Origin of the sequence: Spiroplasma endosymbiont of Nomada rufipes, assembly GCF_964277355.1 — a bacterium.
Classification (GTDB): Bacteria; Bacillota_I; Bacilli_A; order Mycoplasmatales; family VBWQ01; genus Spiroplasma_E.
Window position 1 is genome coordinate 634,031 of record NZ_OZ195517.1, and the last position, 20,503, is coordinate 654,533.

Genomic DNA, 20,503 nt, shown 5'->3' on the forward strand with positions numbered 1-20,503 from the left:
TTATTTTTTATTTTTTTTTGAAAAATTTTTTTGGGCGAAAAAATAAATTTCAAACTTGTAAAAAAAATTAAGCGGTGCCGGTTCAATTAAAATATTAATTTGTTAAACACAAATTAAATAAATATTGAATCGAATGCCTTAATGTTTTTTAAAATTTCATAATTTATTTTTGAGCCCATTTTTCTTAAAAAATATAATTAATAGTATTAATAATCTAAAAATAAAAATATATATTCTTTATGCTGCTAAAAGCAATAGAATATATTAGAAAAGAAAGTAAAAATGGAAGAAAAAGACAAAAAAGAATTAATAGAACAAAAAATAAAAATAGCAAAAGAACATCAAAAAAAGTTCTTGCTAAATTGTAAAGGTAAGTGCAACTAAATTATTTTTCTATCCAAATATTCGATTGGTGAAAGATAATTTAATATTTTTCTCGGTCTTTGATTTAAAGACAATATAAATTTATGAACTTCATTTTTATTAGTTTTTGAAAAAATAAATTTTTTAGGAAATTTTTCTCTAATTAAACCATTAGTATTTTCATTAGTACCTCTTTGTCAAGGTGAATATGGATTGGCAAAATAAATTTTTACATCTAAATTTTTTTCAAGTTGTTGTCAATTTGAAAATTCTTTGCCACGATCAAAAGTAATAGTTTTAACAATGTTTTTAGGAAGAATTGATAAATAATAACTGACATTTTTATTAATAACTTTAGTAGTTCTGTTTTTAACTAATATTGCTAAAGTAAATCGTGATACTCTTTCAATTAAAGTTATTAAACATGATTTGCTTTTACCTCGTGATGATACTATAGTATCTCCTTCTCAATGACCAAGTGTTATAAGATCATTAACATTTATATCTCGTTCTTTAATTGATTTACCATTAAACTTGCCACGATTTTCTTTAGATTTTCGTTTTTTACCTTTTCTTCTTAAATTTTTACTAGTAACTTTATCAAGCATTCCAAAATAAATTCAAGTATAAATTGTTTTAAAACTAATAACTCACTCTTTATGAAAATTTTTAATTCTGCCATAAATTTGTTCAGGTGATCAACCTAATAGTAATTTCTGTTCTACATATTTTACTAAATTCTTATTTTTAAACTTATGAAAACTAATATGTGATTGTTTTCGATTTTCAGCTTTATTTTGTGCAATTAATGAAAAATAATGATTATTATCTTTATTTCTATTAATTTCTCGAATAATAGTACTAATACTTCGATTAAGATTTTTAGCTATTTCACTAATTTTAAATTTAAATTTCAATTGATTCTCAATATAAATCCTTTCATCTATGCCAAGATGTTTATAACTCATATAAAAACTCCTTACTTTTTTCTAAACTAAATTTAGAATTATGAAATTTTTATATGAGAATTTTTTGCAATTTTATTTACTTGCACTTACAAGTATAATTCAGCATATAAATTCTTATTGTTTCTAATAAGATATTTTATTTTTTCTTTTATTAATTTGAACTTAAATTTTAGATTCATATTTTTTATAATATTCTAGGCAAATCAATTCTAAAAAAATTATCTAATTTTTCTCATGCAATATTACGTTGACTTTCTTCAGTATCTATTCACTGATCAAAGGCTTCGGCAAATAAATCAAGATGTGATTCTCGGCCATATTCACTTCTCACAATACCATATGCTAAAAGTTTTTGATAAATTGGATCGTTAATTTTTGTACCATTTGCTAATGATGAAATCATATAATTAGTTTCATCAGTTATTTCTCCTTTTTCTAGATTATCTTTTAATAAATAAGATGAATTAAAATAATTATTTCATCATTTTTTAGGATCATTATCTGAAAGTGAATTTATTCTTTGTTTTCCTTGAAAATTTAAACGAATAAAAGAACCTAAAGCATGACCATATTCATGAACAATTGTTCTAATAATACTTTTGGAAGCTTTATAACCACTAACATATTGCCAATATTGAGTTCTTTTACTAAGAGAATTTGGATTTATTGCCATAACTTGAACTAATGAATAATTTTGAAATTGTGAATCATAAACATAACCAGATTTAACAAAACCAAATAAGCCATTTTTATTAATTTTAGCCACTCGATATAAAAGTTTAAGAACATTTTTTTTACCATAAATTTGTGCAAATATATTATAAAATCGAACTAATTTATCTTTTATCTCTGCTTTTTCATTAGCATTTATTGTAGATGAATTAATTAATGTATCCCAATTAATATTTGTATAAGTTTTGCCAAGATTAGTAATATTAATTTGATTTTGTAAATCAGAAAAATCTGTAAAATTACTCTTATTATTTGCTAACAAGTTAAATTCATTAATCGATTCTTTTTTTGCCTGATATTGAATTTTTTCTTCTAAATTAGTAACAAAGTTTAGTTTTTTACTAGTTTTATTAAATCAATTTTGCGGATTTTTTAAATATCATTGTTTTAAACTAGCAGCATCTTCACCTTCAATAAAATTTATGCGATCACTTACTACTTTATTAATTCTCTTATTGATATCAGGAACAATATAATTACCAGAAATATCTTGCTCATTTTCATCAGCTAAATCATAATCATTATTAGTACAACCTCACCTACAAGCAATAACATTTATTGTTGTTGCACTAACCAAAATATAATTTAAAAAAAATCTAATTATTTTTCTCATAACTTTATCTCCTGAATCTATATTTAAATAATTAGGGATTTATATTAATTTAATTATGCTATCATGAAATATTTAACTTATAATAAGGTATTTCTGTATAACTTTCTGATACTTTTGTTGAAAAAGCAAATATTTTTGATCCTGTTTTAGGAGTTATTTTTGCAGTTTTTAATTTTTTATTAAAACTCTCAATAAGAAATTCATTATATAAAATATCTTTATACTTATCAGCAATTTTTTTACCAAGTGTCTTTACTACAACATCATAAAATAATTTATTTTTATTATTTTCTGTATATAATCCTTCTAACTTAATGTCAATTTCTTCATCATTTTTTGGTTGTTTACCTTGGTAGTTAATAAAAACTCGATTATTTTCTGTTGGTAATGGTAAAAAGTTTGCTTTAAATGATGAATAATTCATAATATTTTCAATTGCAAAACTAAATTCAATCTTTCCTTCATTATTAAAATTGGGAAAACTTAACTCATATATTTTTAATGCTGAACTAGTTAAAGCAGATGTAATCTCATTTTCATAAAATTTTATTAATTTATTACGATTTCCTAAATATTCCATAACTGTTGCAAATCTCCCAAATTGACTTGTTGGATGTAAGAATGTGCTTTTTTCATACATATCAGTATTAAAATAAATTTTTCCAAGATTTTGTTCATAAAAAATATCCGAAAATTCTACTGGCTTATTTAAAATATCTATTTTCCCTTGAAAGTGACTATTACTTTTTGCTATTAAAGAAATATTTTTATTATCTTGATTAATTAGTACATCTAAATCATTATTAGAAAACTTAGTACCATTCATAATATTAATTGCTTCTAAAATTAAATCTTTATCAACTATTCCGTTTTTTTCAAAACTTTTACTATAAGGCAATGCTTTTTTAGTTATTATTTGACTAATATCATTACTTAGTCAAAGCAAATTAACCTCTTTAACTAAAAAAGGTAAATCTGTTGTATCTGGCATATAACGAATAATAGCCTTTGTCATTCCATCTAACATATCAACATCAATATTATCAGTATTCATTTTTTCTTTTCTTAATTCACTTTTCAAACTAAATGAATTAGGAATTATATTATAAGTTTCTTTAATACTATTATTTATTTTGCTTAGATTCGTACTTAATACATTTCCAAAAGTTCCTACATTTGTTCCAAATGTTAAAAAACTTAATGTTGCTAATAATAACTTCATAAATTAAAACCCCTTTATATTAATAATGTAATTCTACATGATTTCTATGTTTACTTCTTTCTAATTACTTTTACCATTAATAGTATTCATTATTACAAATAATACTTAAGTTATTATTATATTTAATTGCTAAATTGTAAAGGTAAGTGCAACTAAATTATTTTTCTATCCAAATATTCGATTGGTGAAAGATAATTTAATATTTTTCTCGGTCTTTGATTTAAAGACAATATAAATTTATGAACTTCATTTTTATTAGTTTTTGAAAAAATAAATTTTTTAGGAAATTTTTCTCTAATTAAAACATTAGTATTTTCATTAGTACCTCTTTGTCAAGGTGAATATGGATTGGCAAAATAAATTTTTACATCTAAATTTTTTTCAAGTTGTTGTCAATTTGAAAATTATTTGCCACGATCAAAATTAATAGTTTTAACAATGTTTTTAGGAAGAATTGATAAATAATAACTGACATTTTTATTAATAACTTTAGTAGTTCTGTTTTTAACTAATATTGCTAAAGTAAATCGTGATACTCTTTCAACTAAAGTTATTAAACATGATTTGCTTTTGCCTCTTGATGATACTATAGTATCTCCTTCTCAATGACCAAGTGTTATACGATCATTAACATTTATATCTAGTTCTTTAATTGATTTACCATTAAACTTGCCACGATTTTCTTTAGATTTTCGTTTTTTACCTTTTCTTCTTAAATTTTTACTAGTAACTTTATCAAGCATTCCAAAATAAATTCAAGTATAAATTGTTTTAAAACTAATAACTCACTCTTTATGAAAATTTTTAATTCTGCCATAAATTTGTTCAGGTGATCAACCTAATAGTAATTTTTGTTGTACATATTTTACTAAATTCTTATTTTTAAACTTATGAAAACTAATATGTGATTGTTTTCGATTTTCAGCTTTATTTTGTGCAATTAATGAAAAATAATGATTATTATCTTTATTTCTATTAATTTCTCGAATAATAGTACTAATACTTCGATTAAGATTTTTAGCTATTTCACTAATTTTAAATTTAAATTTCAATTGATTCTCAATATAAATCCTTTCATCTATGCCAAGATGTTTATAACTCATATAAAAACTCCTTACTTTTTTCTAAACTAAATTTAGCATTATGAAATTTTTATATGAGAATTTTTTGCAATTTTATTTACTTGCACTTACAAGTATAATTCAGCAATTTAAAAAAATGATTAATAAAGCATATACATTGCCGTAATCAAGAAAAAAATCAAAAAAACTTTATTAGTTATTGCAAATTATACTTTTCTTCAATATAATAATTAAGGTTTAGTAAATGCCCGGTTAGCTCAGCGGCAGAGCATTCGACTGTTAATCGAAGTGTCATAGGTTCAAATCCTATACTGGGCGCCATTATTCTAAACTCTTGTTTTCTACGGCTCGTTGGTGAATTGGTAAACACATAGGATTTTCATTCCTACATTACGGGTTCGATCCCCGTACGAGTCACCATTAATTAATATTTAGACTGCAAGTATTATAATTACTTGTTTTTTATTCCCCTAGATGTCTCGTTAGCTCAATTGGCAGAGCATCAGACTCTTAATCTGAGGATTGTAGGTTCGAGGCCTATACGGGACACCAAAATGCGGAATTGGCGAAACTGGCAGACGCACCAGATTTAGGCTCTGGCGCCGAAAGGCATGAGGGTTCAAGTCCCTTGTTCCGCACCATACATTATTTTATTAACCTTTATGTTTTTCATTAAAGGTTTTTTTCTTTTTTGAAATTTTTATTATGCTGAATTATACTTGTAAGTGCAAGTAAATAAAATTGCAAAAAATTCTCATATAAAAATTTCATAATGCTAAATTTAGTTTAGAAAAAAGTAAGGAGTTTTTATATGAGTTATAAACATCTTGGCATAGATGAAAGGATTTATATTGAGAATCAATTGAAAGTTAAATTTAAAATTAGTGAAATAGCTAAAAATCTTAATCGAAGTATTAGTACTATTATTCGAGAAATTAATAGAAATAAAGATAATAATCATTATTTTTCATTAATTGCACAAAATAAAGCTGAAAATCGAAAACAATCACATATTAGTTTTCATAAGTTTAAAAATAAGAATTTAGTAAAATATGTACAACAAAAATTACTATTAGGTTGATCACCTGAACAAATTTATGGCAGAATTAAAAATTTTCATAAAGAGTGAGTTATTAGTTTTAAAACAATTTATACTTGAATTTATTTTAGAATGCTTGATAAAGTTACTAGTAAAAATTTAAGAAGAAAAGGTAAAAAACGAAAATCTCAAGAAAATCGTGGCAAGTTTAATGGTAAATCAATTAAAGAACGAGATATAAATGTTAATGATCGTATAACACTTGGTCATTGAGAAGGAGATACTATAGTATCATCACTAGGTAAAAGCAAATCATGTTTAATAACTTTAATTGAAAGAGTATCACGATTTACTTTAGCAATATTAGTTAAAAACAGAACTACTAAAGTTATTAATAAAAATGTCAGTTATTATTTATCAATTCTTCCTAAAAACATTGTTAAAACTATTAATTTTGATCGTGGCAAATAATTTTCAAATTGACAACAACTTGAAAAAAATTTAGATGTAAAAATTTATTTTGCCAATCCATATTCACCTTGACAAAGAGGTACTAATGAAAATACTAATGTTTTAATTAGAGAAAAATTTCCTAAAAAATTTATTTTTTCAAAAACTAATAAAAATGAAGTTCATAAATTTATATTGTCTTTAAATCAAAGACCGAGAAAAATATTAAATTATCTTTCACCAATCGAATATTTGGATAGAAAAATAATTTAGTTGCACTTACCTTTACAATTTAGCTTATATAAAAATTAAAATAAAATATTATATTTTAAACATAATATTTTATTTTAATTTAAGAAATTTTATTCTATGGAAATATATAGTATTTTATTATTTTATCTTTATAATATTAATAAAATAATAGAAAAAAGAAAGCAGGAAATGATTGATGGTAAAAATAATTTTTACTGATGTAGATGGTACTTTATTTGATAGTGGCAGTGCCTTAAGTGAAATTAATCTTAATGCTTGTTTAAAAGCTCAAAAAAATAATATTAAAGTTGTGATTAATACAGGTAGATATGGTGAAAATGCTATTCGTGTTGGTAAAATGATTAATGCTGAAAAATATGATGGTTATATTATTGGTAATGATGGCGCTGAAATTTGATCATATACTAAACAAAAATGAATTTATTTACAACAATTAAATTCAGAAACAACAATTAAACTTTATGAATGATTAACCAAATATAATAAACAAATGATTTTACATTTTAATAGTATTGATACTTTGTATGTTAACCATGCGGCTAATAGTTGAAGTACATGAGTTGAAAATCTGCAAATTAAAATTATTAAGTTAACTAATAGTACTGATATTAAAATGCCAATTTCAAAAGTAATGGTTATTTTAGAAAAATATTGAAAGGCTAATGAAATTACAAAATTCATTAATAATTTTGAAACTAACTTTCCGGATTTAACAATTGTTCAATATCATACAAATGTTTTTTCAATTGGTAATAAAAACATTAATAAAGGTTCAGCACTACAATGATTATGTAATCATTTAAATATTGACACTAAAGATGCATTAACGATTGGTGATGGATTTAATGATTTACCAATGTTTGAAGTATCTGGTCATCCAATAGTAATGGAAAATGCTAATATTGCTTTAAAACCATATGGTAAAACTATTGCTCCAAATAATGATGAACATGGAGTTGGATATATTATTAATAATTATGTTTTTAAAAAATAAAAACTTAATATTTTTAAAAATATACTCTTATAGTTTATTAACACACTAATAATTAAAATATATTATAATAATAGCTTAATTATACTTGTAAGTCCAAGTATAATTCAGCATATAAAAAAATATTGAAATTTTAAAAAAACACTAAAATTTCTATACAAATCAACAATGATAAAGTATAATCAAAATACTTACCTAGTAGGGTTATAGAGAAAGGTAACTTTTTTTATATTTTTGATAAACTTCATTTATTTTGACTTGTGGATGGTTTATCAATATCTTCTAAATTAATTGTTTCTCAATCATTATTTTCTCTTTCTTTTACTAATAGAGAAAGTTTATTCTTATAATCATCAATTATCAGTTGATTAATTCTAATCAACTTTTCATCAGGGTTTGGTTCAACATTATTTTTTTCTTCTATAATACGTATCATTTCCTGTAAAATAGATATCTTTTGATCAAGATCTGCTCTTTTTTCTTCATTTTGTCTAGCCATTTAAATTTCCCCTTTCAAAAAAATAAAGTACTTTTTTATTTATTATTAATTTATATATTATCTAATATTTATATTTTCTTCATTTAAAAATTAATGAATTTCCAACAACAGTTATATCAGAAAGAGCCATCGCAATTGCAGCCAACGGTGGAATAATAAATCCGGCAGCAGCTAATGGAATAATGATAATATTATAACTAAATGCTCAAATAAAATTCATTCAAATATTATTTTTAGTTTTTTTAGTTAAAACAATAGCCTTATAAATAATACTAATATCATTATCAAGAATAGTAATATCACCAATTTTTTTAGCAATATCACTACCAGAGCCCATTGCAATTGCTAAATCAGATTGTTCTAAGGCAATAACATCATTAATACCATCACCAACAAACGCTACTTTTTTCCCTTTTGCTTGTAAATCAGCAACAATTTGTGATTTACCTTGTGGTGTAACATTAGCAAAGTATGTTTCTATCCCAACGCGATTAGCAATAGCAAGTGTTTGTGATTCATTATCACCACTAATTAAAATAACCTCAATTCCCTGTTTTTTAACTTTTTCAATTGTTAATAATGCATTTGTTTGTAATTCATCTTCTAAAATAAAAATATTAGTAACAACTTTATTAATTGCCAATGCCAATACTTTCTGGCTAGGAGTAACTGTTTCAAAATCAAATGTTTTTAGAAATGGACTAAATGGCATTTTTGCTTTTTGTAAATTTTCAAGTGATGAAATTTGTAATTCTTCAGTTTGATATTTTGCTTTAATACCAAAACCAATTTGTTCTTTAACTTCGGTAATTGTCAATGATTGTCCAACATTATTAGTATTAGCATATAAAGAAAAAGCTAAAGCCAAAGGATGTGTTGAATGTTTTTCCATAGCAATTGCCTTATTAACATGTTTTTCTTGACCATAAATTTTAGTAATAACCAAATTACCAGTAGTTAATGTTCCTGTTTTATCAAAACAAATGGTATCAATCTTAGTAATTTTTTCAAAAGCACTAGCCTTATTATAAATAATTCCTGTTTTTGCTGCTTTATTAATTCCAACAGCAACTGCTAATGGTGTTGCAATCCCTAATGCACAAGGACAAGCAATTATTAAAGTTGCAATTGCAATTTCTAATGATTCTTGCACACCATTACCTACTGCAAAATAACGAATAAGAAAAACTAAAATGGCAATTAAAATAACAGTTGGTGTAAATCACCCAGAAATTTTATCAGCCAATTTTTGTAATTTTGGTTTCTGAGATTGTGCATCTTCAACTGCCTTAATAATACTTGCTAATACTGTGTCTTTACCAATTTTAGTTGCTTTCATTCTAAAACTATCACCAACATTATTAGTTCCACCAATTAAATTTTGGTTAACTTGTTTCGTAATAACTTGCGATTCACCAGTTAACATTGATTCATTAATAAATGCTTCTTCACTAATTAATTGACCATCAGTAGGAATATTTTCACCTTTTCGAATAATTAAAATATCATTTAATTGTACATCTTCAATATTAATAAAAGTTTCTGTTTTGGTATTATAATCATATTTTAATATTGATTTTGGCTTTAATGACATTAAACTTTCTAAGCCACTAGTAGATCTTTTCTGTGCAACAGCACTAATTAAATCACCAAGTAAAACAATCATAATAATTGAAGCACTAACTTCAAAATATAAGTGTTCGGTTTTATTAATTATCATTAAATAAATAGAAAAAATAAATGCCGTTGTTGTTCCTAGTGCTACTAAAGTATGCATACCGGGTCATTTTTGTTTAATTAATTCTCGATAAATACCAATATAAAATTTACGACCAAAATAAAATTGAATTGGAAGTGCTAGTGCAAGTTGGACATAAGGATTACGTAAACTATCAAAAAATGAAGTATTAGGTATCATAATTAATAATAATGGTAGTAACAATATTCAACCAATAATAAGTTCAATTAAATCACGTAATTTAACATTATGTTGATGATTATGATGTTGTTCTGACATATGAGATTGATGTTGTTCACTACTATGACTATGACTACTATGATCATCTGTAATATCTTTCATATCAACTTGGTGACTCGTTTTTATATCTTTAATCTCAGTTTCAAACTTACAAATTTCATATCCTAAATGATGCATTGCTTTTTTAATTTTTTTTTCATTTCAAAACTTAGGATCATAACTAAATTGTGCTTTTTTAGTAGCAAAATTGATACTAACAGTAATACCATCTTCTTTGGTAAAATGTCTTTCGATGACACTAGCACAAGAGGTACATGAAACATCTGACAGTACTGCTCTACTAATAACAAAATTATCATTTATATCACTTGTATTATTCATATTAACTTCATCTCCTCAAATTTTAATATTTTAATCTTTTTTATTATTTTTTAACACACAATATATACAAAAATAAATTATACACATTTTAATGTTAAAAAATATTAAAAACATTAAATCCCCAATAACATGATTGGGGATTTATTACCTTAAAAAGTAATATACTTATATTATAACATAGACTATCTTAAATCTAAAAATTAATTATAAACTGGCCATTTTCTTTGATTCTATTTTTACTTCAATTTGTGAATCTATATTATTTATAGCGGTTTTTTTATCTGCAAACTTATCATTGTCAACTTCAATTTGTCTTCTTTGTTTTTCATCAAATTTTTTTGCTGCATCTATGCCAAAAGTAATAGCACCAACAGGAATACAAACAGGTAATATTACAGCATTGGCAATCCCACCAACAGCACAAGCACTAGCAGCAGCAGTTATTATATCAGTTTTTAATTGTTCTTCAGAACGGTCACTAACAACACTAACACCACCCGCAACAGTAGCAGTAACTAAAGCGCTTATTTGAGCAATAGGATTAATATACAAAGCACCAACAGCAGCACCTTTAGTCACTTTTATAATTTTTGCGGTTGTTCGATGTTTTGTTTTAAATTTTTTTCATTTTGTAGGTTTTTGTTCTACATTTTCTTCTGATTTTGCTTCAAGATTTTGTAAAATTTCATTTTTTATAGGCATTTCTTTTAATCTTCCTTTCAAATAAAAACTCATTTATTTTTATCAAAATAATGAGTTAAAAACTTATATTAAGTTTAATTATTATTATATTCTTTTCTATACTGAATATTGATATTTTTAATAATTGCAAACTATCATATACAATTTATATATATACTGGTTTATAATCAATATAAATAAAAAATAGATAAGAATATATACATATTAAACAACTTTTATCTTTTTTATAGCAACAAATATTATACTATTAAGTTTCTACTTCAACTTCATCAGTATTAACATCATCTGTTAATTTACTAATTACTAAATCAATTCCTTGTTTACTAATACTAGAAAATAAAATAATAGGAGTATTAGTACTAAGTTTTAAAGTTGATAATATTAATTTTTTATTTTTTACTAATTGACTATTTTTCACTTTATCAACTTTAGTAGCAATTAAATGAATTTTTAAATGATAATGTTGTAAATATTCCAACATATCAATATCATCTTTACTGGGTGCATTTCTTAAATCTAATAATAAAAAAACTGCTTTTAAATTTTTTCGTGACTGAAAATATTCATCCATCATTGTCGCAAATTGGATTTTTTTTTCATTTGATACTTTAGCAAAACCATAGCCAGGAACATCAACAAAGCGACAAATATTATTATTAATTGTAAAAAAATTTAGCATTTGTGTTTTACCAGGTGTTTGTGAAACTCTAGCTAACTTACCATTATTACAAATTGTATTTAAAAATGTTGATTTACCAACATTACTGCGACCAACAAAACAAAATTCAGGAATTTCATCCTGCGGCCATTGTTCTTCTTTAATAGCACTAGTTAAAAATTGTGCTTGCTTAATTCGTTCCATTTTTTACCTCTTATTCAAAAATATATTATAGTCAATAGTTAAAATCTAAACTAATTATTATTTATTATTTTAATTTTTATTAATATTAATAAAATTAGTAAAATGAATATTATCTAATGGTCATATACCAAAACCAAAAAATAATGCAGCCAAAATGATACCACCAACAATAATACAAATAGCAAGTCATTTTATAATTTTAAATAATAACATAAAACTAATAATAGCAATAGCTATTATAATAATAGCAACTATTACAAATGTATTCATGTTTACCTCCTATTATTTTAATTATTAAAGTAACACGTAACATTAATTAATAATAACATAAAATAAATTTGAATATTTTATAGTAATCATCTTTTTCCTAAAATTATATAAATTAAAAAAAGTTATCTTTTTAAAGAGAAACATGTTAAAATGTCAAAGGATAAAGGAGAGTGATATCATGACTGACAGCGATTCCATTTATAATAATAAAAACAATACTAATTTAAAAATTAGTAATTTTAAAAGTTTACTTTTAAATAAAGATTCAGTCAAATATTCTCCTAGTATTTTTACTAAAAAAATATTTTTTTACCGTGTTAATAAATTTCTAAATCCTTATTTAAAAGTCTTAAAATAAGAAAAATAAGGAGGTAAAGAAATTATGAAGATTTTTTTAAACAAAATTTATTTTAAATTACAATTTAGTTTTAAAAAACCATTAGTTTACACAAATGGTGATTATATTAAACAAATTGCACAATTTAACCAAAAACAATTACTAAAAAATTTAGATTTACATAATTTTGGTCTTAAAACAGACCAAATTGAAATAAGAAGAAAAAAATATGGTATTAATACTTTAAAAAATACAAAATTTAATTGAATTTTAGAATTTTTAAAAGCATATTTTGGACCATTCAATATAATTTTAGCAATTATTACTATCTATAATTTATTCTCATATTTTACAACAAATGATACTTCAATTTATTCATTGGTTGCCGCTATTATTGTTGGAACTATGATTTTATTAAGTGGAACCTTAATTTACATTCAATCAATACGAGCTTTTTTTATTACTAAACATTTAACAATTTTGGTCAAAAATACAACTACTGTTATTCGTAATATAAATATTAATCAAATTACTAAAGAAAACTCAATTAAAATAATTAAACAAGCACAAGAAATAAATGTTAATGAATTGTTACCCAGTGATTTAATTTATTTATCAGCTGGTGATTTAATTCCTGCTGATTTAAAAATTTTATTAAGTAACGATTTATTTATTAATCAATCATCATTAACAGGAGAATCACTACCTACTGAAAAACACGCTATTAACGATCCTGCATATCAAAACTTATTTGATTTACAAAATATTTGTTTTATGGGAACAAGTGTTGTTTCTGGAAGTGCAATTGCTATTGTTATAGCAACAGCTACTAACACTTACTTAGCTACTATTGCTGATACAATAAATAAACAACGTCCATTAAGCAGTTTTTCTAAAGGAATTAAACGCGTTACTTTAATGTTAATTTGCTTTATGCTAGTAATGGTACCCATTGTGTTAATTATCAATGGCCTTTTAAAAAATGATTGACCTGCAGCATTTATTTTTTCAATTTCGGTTGCTGTTGGTTTGACTCCTGAAATGCTACCAATGATTGTTACCTCTAATCTAGCACGAGGTGCTAGTAAAATGAGTAAACAAAAAGTAGTTGTTAAACAACTAGCTGCTATTCAAAATTTAGGTACAATTGATATTTTATGTACTGATAAAACAGGAACTTTAACTAATGATAATATTGAAGTAGTCAACCATATAACATTGGACAATAAAACAAATAATGATTTAATTAAGTTTATTTATTTAAATAGTTATTTTCAAACAGGAATAAAAAATCCAATGGATAATTCAATACTTGAATTTGGAGAAAAAAATAAATTAAAAAATATAAGTAATTATTATCAAAAAATTGATGAAATTCCTTTTGATTTTAATCGTCGTAAATTAACAGTTGTTTTAGAAGATAAATTAAATAATAAAAAATTAATTTGTAAAGGTGCAATTGAAGAAGTTATTAATACATGTAATCGTATAGTTTATCAAGATAAAGTAATACCATTAAATTCTGATTTAATGAAAATGATTAATAAAAAAATAACAAAATTAAATGAACAAGGATTACGTGTCTTAGGTGTCTCATATGAAGATACAAATCTTACTAATAATAAATATAATGAAACAAACGAAAAAAATTTAATTTTTCTTGGTTTTGTAACTTTTCTTGATACACCAAAACCTACAGCAACAAAAATGATCAAATTGCTAAAAACACATGGTGTTGATCTTAAAATATTAACTGGTGATAATGAATTAGTAACAAGAGCAATTTGTAATCGTGTTAATCTAGAAATTAAAGGATTAATTTCTGGTGAACAATTAACTGGCCTAACTGAATATGAATTAAAAAGAATTGTTGAAAATAATAATATTTTTGTTAAACTAAACCCATTACAAAAAGCAAAGATTATTCAAACTTTAAAAAGTAATGATCACGTTGTTGGTTTCATGGGTGATGGTATTAATGATGCTTTAGTATTAAGAAATGCTGATGTTGGAATTTCTGTTGATAATGCTACTGATATTGCAAAAGAAGCATCAGATATCATTTTATTAGAAAAATCATTATTAGTTTTAGAAAAAGGGATTATTGAAGGTCGTCGCATTTTTGGAAATATTTTAAAATATATTAAAATTACGATTGCTTCTAACTTTGGTAATGTCTTTAGTGTGCTAGTAGCATCAGCATGATTTGCTTTTGCACCAATGTCACCAGTACAATTATTATTTCAAAATTTATTATACGATATTTCACAATTTACTATTGCCTTTGATCGTGTTGATCCATCATTTTTATTAAAACCACAACGCTGAAATCCAAAAGGAATGTTACCATTTGCTTTTATTAATGGACCTATAAGTAGCATTTTTGATATCTCTACTTTTGCAATTTTAGGATTTGGATTTGATGTCTTTGCTAATACTTCTGCAGAAAATATTAATATGTTCAACTCAGGATGATTTATTGAAGGTTTATTAACGCAAACATTAATAGTACAAATGTTTAGAACTGAAAAAATTCCTTTTATTCAAAGTCGTGGTACTTGACCAGTAAATATAATGGCAATTGTTATTTGTACCATTGGATTAAGTTTACCTTATACTTACATTGGTCATCAAATGAATATGGTAGGACCACCGCCAGTCTATATTCCAATTGTTTTAGGAATAATCATGACTTATTGTGTGCTAAGTCAATTAATAAAAATGGGATATATTAAAGTATTTAAAAAATGATTATAACAGCTAATTAATCTTAAAGTTTGCAATTTTAAATAGCAATTATCTATATTTACTATAGAAATAAATCTTATGCTATAATTTTTTCAAACTTAATATAAGTTTTTAACCTATTTATTTTAGTTTTAAAATAAATAGGTTTTTTAATTTGATAGGAGAAAAAAATGTCTAATTTAAAAGAAATATCTAAATTAAATACAACTATAAATATTAATAAAAATGAAAAATTAATTAAAGCCGCTAAACATGATGATTTGGAATTGACCCAAACTTTATTAAAAAATAACGCTGATGTTAATTATGTAGATGAACATCGTAATAGTTCATTAACAATAGCTGCTGAACATGGTAATTTAAAAATTTTTCAAACTTTATTAAAAAATAACGCTAATATTAACCATATAAATGATTTTGGTGATGATGCTTTAAGAATGGATGCTAAAAATGGACACACAGAAGTAGTTAACACTTTATTAGCAACAAATAGTAAGATTATTAATCACAAAAATTGAATTAGTAATACTGCTCTAATATCAGCAGCACAAAATGGGCATGTAAATACAATTAAAACTTTATTAAAAAATGGTGCTTATATTAATGATACAAATATATTTGGTGATACTGCTCTAATATGAGCTACTGAAAACGGACACACAGAAACAGTTAAAGTTTTAATAACAAAAGATAATGACATTAATAATCATGTAAACAACCTTGGTGACTCTGCTTTAATAATAGCCGCCAGAAAAGGTTATTTGGAAATAGTTAAAATTTTACTAGCATATGGTGCTAACATTAATAATGTAGATAAAAACAAAAATAGTGCTTTAATATGAGCTGCCAAAGAAGGACACCTAGATGTAGTTAACACTTTAATAAAAAATGGTGTAGATATTAGTCATTTAGATGCTAATGGTGATAGTGCTTTAATATGATCTACTAGAAATGGACATTTAGAAATACAAAAAATAATTAATGAATCAAATTCTTGAAAAGAACAAATAAATTCTACAGATTTACAAAATCATCTTTTACCAAATAAATGCAATAAATAAAATTTTCTTTAAGAAAATAATTTAAAAAGTGATAATATTATTATCACTTTTATTATTAATAATTTTTAATATTAACAATTAACTAGGTATAATATCAAATTCAAAATTATATTCTGCACCCGTTTTAGCTCACCCAAACAATGCTGATTGAAAAGCTTGATTAATTTGTTCAAATTTATAAGTTAATCCTTCATGATTATAACTAATATATAAATATAAGTCAGTATAACCTATTGCTGCAGTTTTATTTTTATTTACAAAAATACCACTTGATAGTTTAAATTTTTTATTTTGTTCACCAAAATTAATTTTAAACTCTTTCTGACTATATACAACTTGATCTTGTCATCCTGCATTACTACCATCAGATCAACAATATCCTACTTTACTATCTTTTAAAAGTAATTTATAACTCCTAATACTAGTATCAATATTGCTTACTGTTTTAGATATACTACTAGTTTGACTATCTTTAAAATTAAAACCAGCAACATGAGCAATTTTAGTAGTTCAAGAAACTGATTCTTTTATCTCAGATAATTGATTTGTTTTAATTACATTTGAGTTAACCATTGAACTAGTTACTAGACTTGTTCCAGTAGTCAAAGTTAGTGCTGTTAATATAGATAAATATTTTTTCATATAAACCCCCTAAGTTTAGATTAACTTTAATTATTTAATTTATTAATTTTTTTAAATAATTAAATAATCAAGTATATAGGGAATACGTCCCTCGCCACTACGTGGCTCACCCAAATTATAGTCCCAGTAGGTTCACCGGGACTATAACTATTTTTATTTATCTTTATTTTTAGGTTTATCTTTTTTCTTTAAAATATTATCTAATTTATCTAAACCAGCAGACTTAATATCAGTATAAGTCATATCAATACTACTTGCTTCTTTAAGGTATTTTCTAGGTGACAATTCACTTTTAAGTTCATGCACATAATGTAAAGTACGTGAATTATACCTTTTTAACCAGTGTCTAGGAAAAAATAAAGTCATAGCCATTGCTTCACCACTATAACTTGGAGGCATAATGCCTTTTTTAATCATTTTCTTTGTTCTACGTCGTGAAAACACTACTTTATTATAATCATCAATATTAGTATATAAATTAAGATTAAATATAACAACAAAGCCCAAAAAACGCATTCTTTTAACTTGCACAACATACTCTACTTTTTCTATTGCTTGTACTGGTATTCTATTAGGATGTTGTTCAATCAAATACATAGTACCATTAAACATATGACCTATTAACTTACAAAATTGTCCTAAACTTTCTTGTTGATTTTTAAACTGTACTCCTAAATCATTAGAATTTATCTTTAATGCTAATTCATCTAAAATTATTAAATCTTCTTCTTCAAAAGCATAATTACTTGCTAACTGATTAAAATTAAAAACATCATTATAATTAACCAAATAAGAATAACCATTTTTTAAATAGAAATATCATGTTTTGCTTTATTAATATCTTGCATATTATCAGCATAAGTCAAAGTAACAAAACTTAAAACCTTTGAATTATAAAAATTATGATACGCTTTATGTATTAATTTTGTTTTAGTCCGAATTGCATTATTACGTAATTTTTTATCATTAATCCCTAAATTTTTAATACCAACTTCATTACGTTTATTATTTAAAATAGCACTCATAGGCAAAACTATATTTTTAACATAAGCACCATAATAAACTTTTTTAATATAAAAATTTTCTTCCATATATAAAAATCCTCGACAGCATTATTAATTTTATATATTTTTTTACTAACAAAATAATCATAACACAAAAAAAATAATTAATGAATTATCTTGCGGTGAATTGTGATACTTAATTGAATTGTGATACTTAATTAAAGTTAATTTTATTATATTTTTTTAATAAATAAAGTGTTAAAAAATAATAAATAATTTTAAACTATTTCCAATCATTAAAAATATAATTTTAGTAAAAAATAGAAATATAAAAATTAAAAAATAATAATATTTTTTTGTATTTTTTCATGATAAAATTCTAAATAACACAAAAATAAAATTAAAAGAAAAAGGAACAAAACTATGAATAAAAAAACAATATACTATAATTTATTAATAATTCCTATTTCTTTATTTGTATTATTACTTACTTTATTTTTAACAAATATTTGAAAACCCTCAATTGTTGCTATTATTTTTATTACTATTTTGTTAATAATAGTAGCAATTTTTACATGATATCTTATAAAAAATAGTTATTCACAATTTGATAAAGAACATATCCATAATTTTGAAGATAATTTTAAACAACGATTTTGAAAACTAGGAATAATTGGTTTTATTGCTGATTTTTGTGACACAATTGGTATTGGTTCATTTGCAGTAAGTATTATTTTATTAAAATTAACAAAACAGGTACGTAATGATAAAAAAATTTTAGGAATTATGAATGTTGGTCATAGTATTCCTACTTGTTTAGAAGCAATTATTTTTATTGCTTTAATTCAAGTAGCATGACCAACACTAGTTTCATTAATTTCTTCTGCAACATTAGGTGCCTATTTAGGCGCCATTATCGCAAATAAAATTAAACTTAGTTGATCACAACTATTTATTGGCGTTCTATTATTTATTGTTTCAATTATCATGCTTTTAGGTCAAAAACAAATTGGAATTATGCCAACAGCGGGTAATAATAATAGTCTTGATATTTGATGAAAATATTTGGTTGGTATTAGTATATTCTTTATCCTTGGTGCTTTCATGGCATTAGGCATTGGTATTTATGCTCCAGCAATGGCAACTACTTATTTATTAGGTCTTAACGCTGAATGTGCTTTTCCAATTATGATGGGATCTGCAGCTTTTTTAATGCTAGTTGCTGGTACACGTTTTATTAAAGATAAAAACTATGAAATTAAACCAGCAATTGCTTTCACACTAGGTGGATCAATTGGTGTTATTTGTGCTTACTTAAGTGTATTATTATTATTATTACAAAATGGTCTTGGCTTAAATAAAGAACAATTTATTAATATCCTACTATGATTAATTATCGTAATAATTTGATATACATCTTCTTCACTAATAATTACATCAGTAAAAAATTTACGTAATTATAAAAAACAAAAATCACATCAGAAATTAATTATTGACTCTTAAACATAATAAAAGGTTGTTAACTAACAACATTTTATTATTACTACTTAAATTTTATTATTGCTAAAATCATCAATTCCTTTTTTAATAATATTAAATACTTGCTTTGATAATACATCAGTAGATAATTTAATAAATTCACTTGGTTCAATTGCCTTATGAAAAATAAGATTAATATCTTTTTTGCCTTTATATTTTCGATCAAAAATTTGATAAGAATTAATAATAGTAACAGGAATAATTGGTACATAAGATTGATATGCCATATTAAAAGCACCTGTTTTAAATTCTTGCATTTCTTGTTGATGACTTCTTGTTCCTTCTGGAAAAATCATCATTGTACGCGGAATTCTAATTAATTCCTTTGCTTCTTGAAAAGTCGTAATGGCTGTGCGTGGATTATTACGATCAATAAATAAAACATCAATTAAAAAAATAAATCTTCGTGCCAAATGGCTTTTTTTTAATTCTTCTTTTGCAATAAAACCTAAAGGTGCATATAAACTATAATCATTTACCGATAATACTAATAATGGATCAAAATTTGATTGATGATTGGCAACCATTACACAACCTTTTCTTTTTGGTCAATTTTCAATGTTATGAACGGTTAATTTAATATTATATAATCATTTAATATAACGCACACGTTTTTTCAATCAAATATATCGTTTTGCTTCAGAAACTAAACTTGGGTCTTTTAATACCTTTCTTGTCATTGAACCTGATTTACTATAAGTTTGTAATAAATAAGGTCAAGTTAAAATTGCTTTTCAAATGTTCATT

18 protein-coding genes and 4 tRNA genes are annotated in these 20,503 nt (G+C 24.0%); 9 read left to right on the forward strand and 13 right to left on the reverse strand.

Annotation, left to right across the window (positions count from 1 at the left end):
• Positions 1 to 380: 380 nt before the first annotated feature.
• From ACICQF_RS03475 to ACICQF_RS03490, 4 genes are all read right to left on the reverse strand, one after another.
• Positions 381 to 1,331 carry an IS30 family transposase gene (locus ACICQF_RS03475; protein ID WP_395472774.1) on the reverse strand — a complete coding sequence of 317 codons (951 nt, stop codon included), beginning with the start codon at positions 1,329 to 1,331 and terminating at the stop codon, positions 381 to 383.
• Positions 1,332 to 1,515: 184 nt separating this feature from the next.
• Positions 1,516 to 2,676, reverse strand: coding sequence for a hypothetical protein (locus ACICQF_RS03480; RefSeq protein ID WP_395472775.1), 1,161 nt, complete (start codon positions 2,674 to 2,676; stop codon positions 1,516 to 1,518).
• A 58-nt stretch (positions 2,677 to 2,734) separates the two neighbouring features.
• Positions 2,735 to 3,898 (reverse strand): hypothetical protein, encoded by a 1,164-nt coding sequence (locus tag ACICQF_RS03485; protein ID WP_395472776.1) that lies wholly within the window; start codon positions 3,896 to 3,898, stop codon positions 2,735 to 2,737.
• 404 nt (positions 3,899 to 4,302) lie between these two features.
• Entirely contained in the window at positions 4,303 to 5,001 is a 699-nt protein-coding gene (locus ACICQF_RS03490; protein ID WP_395472777.1) for an IS30 family transposase, read from the reverse strand.
• A 225-nt stretch (positions 5,002 to 5,226) separates the two neighbouring features.
• Between ACICQF_RS03490 and ACICQF_RS03495 the strand changes: the two genes are divergently transcribed.
• The 6 genes from ACICQF_RS03495 to ACICQF_RS03520 all read left to right on the forward strand — a co-directional run bounded on the left by ACICQF_RS03495 (position 5,227) and on the right by ACICQF_RS03520 (position 7,736).
• Positions 5,227 to 5,301: transfer RNA gene (locus ACICQF_RS03495), tRNA-Asn, on the forward strand.
• A 24-nt stretch (positions 5,302 to 5,325) separates the two neighbouring features.
• Positions 5,326 to 5,400 (forward strand) — tRNA-Glu (locus ACICQF_RS03500).
• Between the two features lie 56 nt (positions 5,401 to 5,456).
• Positions 5,457 to 5,532: transfer RNA gene (locus tag ACICQF_RS03505), tRNA-Lys, on the forward strand.
• A 4-nt stretch (positions 5,533 to 5,536) separates the two neighbouring features.
• Positions 5,537 to 5,621 (forward strand) — tRNA-Leu (locus tag ACICQF_RS03510).
• Positions 5,622 to 5,791: 170 nt separating this feature from the next.
• On the forward strand, positions 5,792 to 6,490 hold the full coding sequence (locus ACICQF_RS03515; protein WP_395472778.1) for an IS30 family transposase: 699 nt from the start codon (positions 5,792 to 5,794) through the stop codon (positions 6,488 to 6,490).
• A gap of 427 nt (positions 6,491 to 6,917) precedes the next feature.
• Entirely contained in the window at positions 6,918 to 7,736 is an 819-nt protein-coding gene (locus ACICQF_RS03520) for a Cof-type HAD-IIB family hydrolase (protein ID WP_252320908.1), read from the forward strand.
• Between the two features lie 223 nt (positions 7,737 to 7,959).
• On the opposite strand, the gene ACICQF_RS03525 is transcribed toward ACICQF_RS03520, so the two are convergent.
• The 5 genes from ACICQF_RS03525 to ACICQF_RS03545 form a co-directional block, all read right to left on the reverse strand.
• The gene (locus ACICQF_RS03525; RefSeq protein ID WP_395472779.1) at positions 7,960 to 8,232 is read right to left on the reverse strand and encodes a hypothetical protein; all 273 of its coding nucleotides are present in this window, start codon (positions 8,230 to 8,232) and stop codon (positions 7,960 to 7,962) included.
• A gap of 61 nt (positions 8,233 to 8,293) precedes the next feature.
• Entirely contained in the window at positions 8,294 to 10,591 is a 2,298-nt protein-coding gene (locus ACICQF_RS03530) for a heavy metal translocating P-type ATPase (protein WP_395472780.1), read from the reverse strand.
• Positions 10,592 to 10,795: 204 nt separating this feature from the next.
• A complete protein-coding gene (locus ACICQF_RS03535; protein ID WP_395472781.1) occupies positions 10,796 to 11,293 on the reverse strand; it encodes a hypothetical protein in 498 nt (165 codons plus the stop codon).
• A 247-nt stretch (positions 11,294 to 11,540) separates the two neighbouring features.
• Positions 11,541 to 12,155 (reverse strand): ribosome biogenesis GTP-binding protein YihA/YsxC, encoded by a 615-nt coding sequence (gene yihA / locus ACICQF_RS03540; RefSeq protein WP_395472782.1) that lies wholly within the window; start codon positions 12,153 to 12,155, stop codon positions 11,541 to 11,543.
• Positions 12,156 to 12,224: 69 nt separating this feature from the next.
• Positions 12,225 to 12,425: a hypothetical protein gene (locus ACICQF_RS03545; protein ID WP_395472783.1), complete on the reverse strand. Its 201-nt coding sequence runs from the start codon at positions 12,423 to 12,425 to the stop codon at positions 12,225 to 12,227.
• Positions 12,426 to 12,807: 382 nt separating this feature from the next.
• On the opposite strand from ACICQF_RS03545, the gene mgtA reads away from it, so the two are divergent.
• Positions 12,808 to 15,519: a magnesium-translocating P-type ATPase gene (mgtA, locus tag ACICQF_RS03550; RefSeq protein WP_395472784.1), complete on the forward strand. Its 2,712-nt coding sequence runs from the start codon at positions 12,808 to 12,810 to the stop codon at positions 15,517 to 15,519.
• A 161-nt stretch (positions 15,520 to 15,680) separates the two neighbouring features.
• Positions 15,681 to 16,571, forward strand: coding sequence for an ankyrin repeat domain-containing protein (locus ACICQF_RS03555; RefSeq protein WP_395472785.1), 891 nt, complete (start codon positions 15,681 to 15,683; stop codon positions 16,569 to 16,571).
• 78 nt (positions 16,572 to 16,649) lie between these two features.
• On the opposite strand, the gene ACICQF_RS03560 is transcribed toward ACICQF_RS03555, so the two are convergent.
• The 3 genes from ACICQF_RS03560 to ACICQF_RS03570 all read right to left on the reverse strand — a co-directional run bounded on the left by ACICQF_RS03560 (position 16,650) and on the right by ACICQF_RS03570 (position 18,304).
• Positions 16,650 to 17,213 carry a hypothetical protein gene (locus tag ACICQF_RS03560; protein WP_395472786.1) on the reverse strand — a complete coding sequence of 188 codons (564 nt, stop codon included), beginning with the start codon at positions 17,211 to 17,213 and terminating at the stop codon, positions 16,650 to 16,652.
• A gap of 153 nt (positions 17,214 to 17,366) precedes the next feature.
• Complete coding sequence (locus ACICQF_RS03565) at positions 17,367 to 18,002, reverse strand: hypothetical protein (RefSeq protein WP_395472787.1); 636 nt, start codon at positions 18,000 to 18,002, stop codon at positions 17,367 to 17,369.
• A 17-nt stretch (positions 18,003 to 18,019) separates the two neighbouring features.
• Complete coding sequence (locus ACICQF_RS03570; protein ID WP_395472788.1) at positions 18,020 to 18,304, reverse strand: hypothetical protein; 285 nt, start codon at positions 18,302 to 18,304, stop codon at positions 18,020 to 18,022.
• A 336-nt stretch (positions 18,305 to 18,640) separates the two neighbouring features.
• Between ACICQF_RS03570 and ACICQF_RS03575 the strand changes: the two genes are divergently transcribed.
• Positions 18,641 to 19,720 (forward strand): TSUP family transporter, encoded by a 1,080-nt coding sequence (locus tag ACICQF_RS03575; protein WP_395472789.1) that lies wholly within the window; start codon positions 18,641 to 18,643, stop codon positions 19,718 to 19,720.
• 44 nt (positions 19,721 to 19,764) lie between these two features.
• Here the strand turns inward: ACICQF_RS03575 and ACICQF_RS03580 are convergent, their stop codons facing one another.
• A complete protein-coding gene (locus tag ACICQF_RS03580) occupies positions 19,765 to 20,502 on the reverse strand; it encodes a lysophospholipid acyltransferase family protein (protein WP_395472790.1) in 738 nt (245 codons plus the stop codon).
• Between the last annotated feature and the right edge of the window lies 1 nt (position 20,503).